The 7,630-nt window shown below is 30.7% G+C and carries 7 protein-coding genes; 2 read left to right on the top strand and 5 right to left on the bottom strand.

The window, feature by feature from the left end; all coding sequences use genetic code 11:
* Positions 1–525 precede the first annotated feature (525 nt).
* The gene (locus P8K68_RS14565; RefSeq protein WP_300252563.1) at positions 526–867 is read left to right on the top strand and encodes a LytTR family transcriptional regulator DNA-binding domain-containing protein; all 342 of its coding nucleotides are present in this window, start codon (positions 526–528) and stop codon (positions 865–867) included.
* Between the two features lie 132 nt (positions 868–999).
* Complete coding sequence (locus P8K68_RS14560; RefSeq protein WP_300252560.1) at positions 1,000–1,812, top strand: hypothetical protein; 813 nt, start codon at positions 1,000–1,002, stop codon at positions 1,810–1,812.
* 687 nt (positions 1,813–2,499) lie between these two features.
* Here the strand turns inward: P8K68_RS14560 and P8K68_RS14555 are convergent.
* From P8K68_RS14555 to P8K68_RS14535, 5 genes are all read right to left on the bottom strand, one after another.
* A complete protein-coding gene (locus P8K68_RS14555) occupies positions 2,500–2,697 on the bottom strand; it encodes a transposase (RefSeq protein ID WP_300252557.1) in 198 nt (65 codons plus the stop codon).
* Between the two features lie 292 nt (positions 2,698–2,989).
* Positions 2,990–3,151 carry a hypothetical protein gene (locus P8K68_RS14550; RefSeq protein WP_300252554.1) on the bottom strand — a complete coding sequence of 54 codons (162 nt, stop codon included), beginning with the start codon at positions 3,149–3,151 and terminating at the stop codon, positions 2,990–2,992.
* A 336-nt stretch (positions 3,152–3,487) separates the two neighbouring features.
* Positions 3,488–3,994: a UpxY family transcription antiterminator gene (locus P8K68_RS14545; protein ID WP_300252551.1), complete on the bottom strand. Its 507-nt coding sequence runs from the start codon at positions 3,992–3,994 to the stop codon at positions 3,488–3,490.
* 284 nt (positions 3,995–4,278) lie between these two features.
* Positions 4,279–5,199 (bottom strand): type IX secretion system membrane protein PorP/SprF, encoded by a 921-nt coding sequence (locus P8K68_RS14540; RefSeq protein ID WP_300252548.1) that lies wholly within the window; start codon positions 5,197–5,199, stop codon positions 4,279–4,281.
* A gap of 46 nt (positions 5,200–5,245) precedes the next feature.
* A complete protein-coding gene (locus P8K68_RS14535; RefSeq protein ID WP_300252566.1) occupies positions 5,246–7,441 on the bottom strand; it encodes an MBG domain-containing protein in 2,196 nt (731 codons plus the stop codon).
* Positions 7,442–7,630: the final 189 nt, after the last annotated feature.

Raw genomic sequence — 7,630 nt, 5'->3', positions numbered from 1 at the left:
ATTTGCCTTGATTCATTTTCGTAATTTTGAATTACGAACATAATATTCATTTCAAATCGTCACGCTTCAAAATGAGACTTAAAATACAGACTTACAATAATTTCAAAGAACTTTGTTTAATTTTTAGTGGACACTAGTGATTTAAGGTATTAAAAGAATAAAACTCTTGGTTATATTAATAATATTTTAGAAAATTCAAAAGAATTACATCCTAGTACCGATGTTGTTTCAGCATCATACTGTGGTATTGTAGGTAAAGAAGGCGCAAGTGAGTTCATTAGAAGATATTACAAAAATTCAAAAAAAATAATCAGTTTTAACATATCATTAGTCATAAAACTCATAAAAAATGCGATTAACACAAAATTTATGCGATTATTACAAAAATTAATACATAAAAATAATTCTAATTACTTTAGTAAAATAGACATTAAAAGTCACTCGTAAAAAAAAAATGTTTTTTAAATTTGTTTAACAAAAATAATAAATAGCTCAACAAGTTATTTTTAACGAATAAATTAGGTTATGGTTAATAGCACTCCGAAATATATTGCAGTTAGCGTAAAGGAAGGTATGAAAGTTTTGTCTGTTGATAAAATTATGTATTTACAATCATCTGGAAGATATACATCTATACATTTAGTAGATAAGACTAGTATTGCAGTTTGTAAGAATTTAGGGCATTTCGACAAATTGTTTGAATCCCTTTATTTTATTAGAGTGCATAATAGCTTCTTAATTAATGTTGATTATTTGGAAACTATTGTAAAAGATGGTGGAGGACAATACTGTTTACTAAACAAAAAAATTATGATTCCTATTTCAAATAGAAAATTCTCTTATGTTAAAGAATACCTCCATTACTGATTTTATGGTCTTGTTTAAACATTTTCTAAAAGCATTAACGAAATTTCTATTAATTATTTTGGGCTTCATTCATAATATTATGCTTTCACTAGTTAAAATTTTAGGGGTTCAAATTAAATTAAAATTAGTATCATGAAAGAAATCAAACAAGAAATTGTTTTATCACATACAAAAAAAATAAAAACTTCCTTTGTAGAGACAGCTGTTTTAAAAACTTTTGCTATTGGCTTTTCTCAATTAGATATTCAAAATCTTTTAGATATTGATGAAATTGAATATGATAAAATAATAGCCGACTTGTACCTGAAATATAAAACAACAAATATGTATGATACCATAGACTCTGCTGTAAAAAGCGGACAATTGCAGAGGTATGATTTAGTAAAAGAAGAAGTGAAGAAAATAGCAATAAATTACTCAAAATCTTTATTTGAAAATTTCAATACTCTTTTATATTTTAAAAGGGAAAGTATTATATCCAATAAAGTTTTCCCTAATTTTCTTAAAGATGTAAATAAATTGTTTATTGAAAATGCTACTTTTAATGAAATAATTCCTTTATGTTCGAGTGACACTAGTTTTGGAAATTATAACATAATTGATATTTTGAAAAGAAAAAATAGAACCACACCATTTTTAAAAGAGTCTAAGATAATTAAAAAAAAGTTAAAAACTAAATATAATACTAATAACTATTTTAACGCAGTTCGTCGTGTATTTGAACTAAATCATGTCGATAAATTACTAGTTTGCAATGATTATGATTTTATTGCAAAAAGAATGCAAAAAGATTCACTTGAAAAAATGGAATCGATATTTATAATTGATAAGTATTCAAAAAAAGAAAAGCAGTTATGTATATATTTCGATCTAGTAAATTATTATAACAATCTAGAAGATTTGCTTTTATTTGGCGGTAATAATAAATATGATGATTTTATTTAAGAAAATCAGTGTAGTAATATAAGGCCTTTCTATTCAATTTAAAGAATTTCTAGTAGTTTAATCTGAATGCTCAAACGGATATATTATGACAATTATGACACCTACAGAAAATTAAAGTGCATAGTGGGGTGGGTGAAAGTGAACTACCTACAGCGGAAGAAAGTCAATACCTAAAAGTCAATTCTGTTTGTTTAGCTTTAAATGTCTTTTATAAAAAGGTATTATGGACAACAAGCAAATAGATATGCGAGAAATAAAACAGATTTTCAAACTTTATACAGAGAAGGAGTCATCAGTAAGCGTAAGATAATCCCACAGTAGGAGTTATCCCGCAATACCGTCACTATTATATAGATTTTTTTTTAAGCGTTATCAACTGACTAGTTACAAAGTGTTCGCCATGACACTTGAAGGGCTAAATAAGGTTTTTAAGGCCTATCAAAAAGGCAAGAGCCAAAATTATTAACCTTAGAAAAGTATTTCCTATATTTTAACAAAGAACTACAACAGACAGAGGTAGCCAAAGTAGTTTCCCTTAATTTTGGATAATTTTCCGACACTATCCCAAAAAGTGTATAAACTAAAATTACGAGGGTTTAACTTTTTTATAGTTGAACCCTTTTATCAAATATATTTAAAAACTGGTTTAAAATAAGGCCCCAGTTCCTAATAGGCATCGACCATTTTTTAGTGGTCTCTTTTAAAGCTAAAAATGTTGATTTTAGAAACGGAATAATTTGGAACACTTTTAACTAAAAAATGAAAGTGATTAGACTCATAACCAATTTCTACAAAATGTAACTCATAGCGTTCTGAAGTTTCCAAACAAATATCTTTTAAGCCTTCTCCTATTACTTTTGTGATAACTACCTTTCGATATTTCAATGGGAAAACAAATGATAAAGTAACAAGCTTTTATTATGCCTTTTTAAAATATGTTCGCTTATTTCTCTAAAATACACCTTTTCAAAGTCTTTTGAAAAAATCTGCGTTTTTTAAACTTTTCAGCTAGACCACAAGGCAGAGCCTAGAGGTATTCTTTAGATTAAAGCCTTTAAAATTAATTTTGGGAATAATTTTAAAACCTGCATGTTGTAAACGATTTATAATTGCCAAATCTGTAGGACTGTTATTACCAATAACAATTATTTAAAAAAAAGATAAGTATTATTGCGAATCATACCTGTTTACGCTTTTCCCCGTAAACCTCAAAACTACAAACTTGACATAATTGACCTGCGGTTTCAATATAATTTATACGCTCTTCAATTGGGGTTTTTAATGTATACTCTGTGCTTTTACCACAAAGGATACAAGAATCTTTAGTTGTATAATCCATTTTAGATAATTTTAATTTTTTTTAACATTAAATCCTATATGAGTTATTTTTTCTTGGCAATAAGAAAGGGAATAATAATAAAAGACTTGATATAAGCAGCATTATAAAAAAAGTATAGTGAATTTTATACTTTGACACAAAAAGAAAAAAAATACAGAAGGATATATATAATGGATGAAACTAAAAATAAAGATGTACATAATGAAAAATAAAAAAATTTGAAAAGAGATACTAATAACTTAAACCAACTTTTAGGTTAAAAATAGATTCATTTTTGGCGCCACTTCAATACAAAATCTCAAATTGACCTTAACCGATTTTTATTTGAATTAAAAATTATTTATTGTACGTTATTTTTAATTTATATCCTAAATCTTCTATTGTAATCCAACAATATGTTTTTGACTTTTTTTCTACTGTTCCGGCCTTACCTTCAAAACCATATAGCTTTAAATCACTAGTATATCCTTTTTCTAACGTTTCTAATTCATGATATTCAACATTTAAGTCACAACTGATAGCTACCAACTGGTTTATAACATGATTTTTAATCAAAGCTGGTTTGCCTTGAAAAAACAAATATTTATTAGTCCCTGGTACTTGAAAAGCAAGCTTTTTATTTATCTCATTACTTTCTACTAGTACTATTGAAGGCAGCAACGGGACTCTTACTTCTTTTTTTACACCGCTCAATTGCCTAATTTCTGTTCTTGAAGGCACAAAAGCTCTTATAGTTTTACTATTTAATTGGTTGATGTAATATTCTACCTTAAACTCATTTTTTGATTTAACATTTAAGACGTACCAATTTTTTCTATTATATAATTGTTCTTTATCATTCAAATCTTTAAAATTTAGGTATTAAATGTTTACCTCTAATAAAAGATCAAAAATAATGGCTGTAAGCATATTAAAAGCTAGATAAGTAATAACTGAAATATATGTGTAATAAACGTATCATTTAATATCGATTGATAGCAAAGAATAATTAGAGAGGTATTCTGGTGAGTCCAAATGCTGATTATTCGAACTTTATTGAGGATACCAAAAATATTTTATTATTCGGTTTTTGATTGTTTAAATTATATTGTATAAAAATATGTTTTCATGTTTTTTTAATTTTTGTTTTAAAAGAATCGTGGTGCTTTTACATTATTATTTCTAAATACTTCGTAACGTAAGAAAACCTCATGAGATCCTGAATTAAAGGTATATAGATTTGTGGTGTCAAAATCATAACCATAACCTAAAAACCAATTAGGATTCAACTGAAATCCTGCTAAAAAACTCACTGCCGCATCTAATCTATAAGAAGCTCCTATGGTAAACCTATCATAAAATTGAAAGTTAGAGGAAACATCAACCTGTAGTGGAGATCCTGAAACAATCTTTGTTAATACTGCTGGCTTAAATAAAATATCTTGAGTAATATCAAACAAATAACCAGCCGTAAAATGATAATGCAAACGTTCTTTTGAGACAGAGCTAGCAGAGGATCTTAAGCCTTTGTTGATATGTTTGGTCTCTAACAAATTAGGTATGGAAAAACCTAAATAACTTCTATCTGAATACCAAAACATACCAAAACCAATGTTAGGAGATATCCTATTATTAATGTTATTCTGAGCTAATACATCGCCTGGATTAAAAATATTCAACTTATTAAAATTTACATTTAACATATGAGCACTGGCGCGCAATCCAAAAGCTAAATTATAACCATATGATGTTTTTATACTATAAGAAACATCTAATGATATCATATTCTCCAATACTGGACCTATCTCATCATTGAGAATACTCAAACCTAAACCTAAATTAGAAGATCCTATTGGTACATGGTATGAAAGTGAATTCGTTTTTGGAGCTCCCTCTAAACCTATCCATTGAGAACGCTGTGATAAATAAATACTAGTAGTACCACGTGAACCAGCATAAGCAGGATTAAAACTCAACGTATTATACATATAATTAGTAAACTGAGCATCTTGTTGAGCATAACTCAATCCTGATGAAATTAGAATAATCAGAGTGAATATTTTTTTCATTTCTTTTTAATTTTATCTATTCCTTTTATATTGCTTTTTTGAAGTATTACCTGGTTAGGTATAAATAGCCTTTACGATCTTTAAAATGTCCTGCGCTTGGCTTATTATATCTTAAAATATAAAAGTAAGTCCCTGCGGGTAATAATGATGATTGCGAGATGACTCCTCTTCCATTTGAAATACCCGTGAAATACATTCCGTTTTGTCCATATCCCGATACACTATAGACCTTAACACCCCAACGGTTATAAATCTCTAAGGTGTTTTCTGGATACAACTCAATATTACGTATCACAAATACATCATTCTCACCATCATTATTCGGTGTCAATAAATTGAAAACTTCCAAATCATCTTCTATTGAACTTGTGTGATTATTGAACTCTAAATAATCCGTAAGTCCATCATCATCTGAATCAATAGGTTGTTTTGGATCTGGTCCAATCTCATCGCCATTACTCAATCCATCGCCATCACAGTCTGCCAATAAGAACTCTTGACCCTGCATCATCGTAACACTAAATGGAACTGAAGAACAAAAACCTAACGGATCTGTATTGTCTGTTTTCTCTGTGCCATCAATCACTCCATCGCCATCACTATCTGGATTCAATGGATCGGTACCATCGATTTTCTCTTGTACATTTGTTACTCCATCATTGTCACAATCTGACGCATTCCATACTGCTCTTGGTGTAAATGTTTGACTTGCCAACACAAAATCACAGGTATCTGTTGGATTTGTACCATCAATCTCTTCTATATCATCAGCAACCCCATCGCCATCACTATCGATTCTGATAATCCTAAAAATGGCATCGGTCTGAATATCTAAAGTGTAATTATCTCCTGCACTTAACGTACCTGGGGTTATTAAATACTCTCCAACGCCATCGCCGGATTCTCGGGATAATGAGCCTGTAAATACATCCGAACCAAAAAGTGCGGGATCTGCTGTAAATACGAATACAGGATCTTGAGCGGCATAATCTTTCTCTTGATCTGCTATTAAAATACTTATAACCTTTGGTACAATCGTAAAGTTAACTTCTGTGTCGCCTTTATAATTACCAATTCCGCTAACCGTTACAGTTGCAACACCAACATTAATATTATTACTATAACTTAATGTATAGTCTCTACCCTCTTTTAAAGTATTCGCCCCATCTTCTACAATAGATTTAGGTCGTTGAGAAGAACCGTTGTAAACCAAGTCTGCTATCGGAGCTATTGCAATATCTGCTTCCGTAATCGATTTGCTCGTAATGGTAAATCTCCCTATTGAATAAGTAATCGCATAGTTCGTTGACGTTAAGCCTGAAGCTTCAATAGCATAATTACCTGCCAACTCACCCGTAACTCTACCAATGGCTAAGGTCCCTGTTAAGTCTTCCTGATCCTCTCCGGTTACAAAGCCTATATAGCTTATTGTTAACGTAGGATCCAACTCTCCAAACTCCTTACTCTTATCATCTGCAGTGATTGTAAGTAAAGATGGAAAAATATTAAAAGTAACAACTCTATTACCATTGTAATTTCCTTTACCGGTTATGGTAATCGTAGCTTTGCCTGCATTTGTATTGTCTGCGTAACTTAACTCATAATCCGTGTCTTTTACAAGCAATATTGTGCCGTCTTTTACCTCTGGACTTGGTGTTTGACCTGGACCTGTGTAAATCAAATCTGAGATAGATGCAACGGTTATATCTGTATCAGTAATCGATTTAGCGCTAATCGTAAAGTCTAACCCCGAAGTAAACACAAGCTCGTAGTTGTCCTTCAAGAAGACTCCATTATCTCTCATCAATTGGCTACCTTGTGTGATCTCATAAGAACCTACTGCTTCGCCTGCCTCTCTACTAAGCAAACCACTGAAGAGCGGTATCTCTGGATATAGCGCTCCACTTGAGTTATAGGTCAGCACCGGATTTAATTCTCCAAACAACTTGGTCTGGTTTGCATTTGGAGTTACAATCAGGGTTCGTGGAGTAATCTCTCCGTCCGTACCCATGATACTTGTATTTACACCTCCTTGAGTAAAATAATTGTCTGCATCCGCTCCGCTTAGAGTTATACCAGACACTGTGTAATTTCTTGTTCCAGCATCCTTACTATCATACACGCCAGCTCCACTTGCCAAAACAATATCTCCAGTGATTGGAGTGCTCAAGGCTAGGGTTAGGTTCAACAACTTATCATTGCCATCATACACCTTAGCCTTGATACTGTTTACTGATGCAATCAGTGCTTTTGGAATTACATTCAGGTTCCCCTGAAGTATAATTTATTACGGCAGTATCTCATAAACTGTGTAAGTTTTAAAATCTCAGGTTAATATTTAGCCTGAGATTTTTTATTTATTAATTTTAAATTTTACACATTTATGAAACCAGAAGATTTATTGAACGAAGATTTTTTAAAGCAATTTAAA

It is taken from the genome of Algibacter sp. (assembly GCF_029245835.1).
Taxonomy (GTDB): domain Bacteria; phylum Bacteroidota; class Bacteroidia; order Flavobacteriales; family Flavobacteriaceae; genus Algibacter_B.
The sequence above is the reverse complement of the archived record's forward strand: the minus strand, read 5'-3'. Positions and strand labels throughout refer to the sequence as shown.

Bases quoted from the DNA above. Each gene is read 5' to 3' on its own strand.
- P8K68_RS14540 (WP_300252548.1), bottom strand. From the start codon at position 5,199: ATGAAAAAAATATTCACTCTGATTATTCTAATTTCATCAGGATTGAGT.
- P8K68_RS14560 (WP_300252560.1), top strand. From the start codon at position 1,000: ATGAAAGAAATCAAACAAGAAATTGTTTTATCACATACAAAAAAAATA.
- P8K68_RS14550 (WP_300252554.1), bottom strand. From the start codon at position 3,151: ATGGATTATACAACTAAAGATTCTTGTATCCTTTGTGGTAAAAGCACA.
- P8K68_RS14565 (WP_300252563.1), top strand. From the start codon at position 526: ATGGTTAATAGCACTCCGAAATATATTGCAGTTAGCGTAAAGGAAGGT.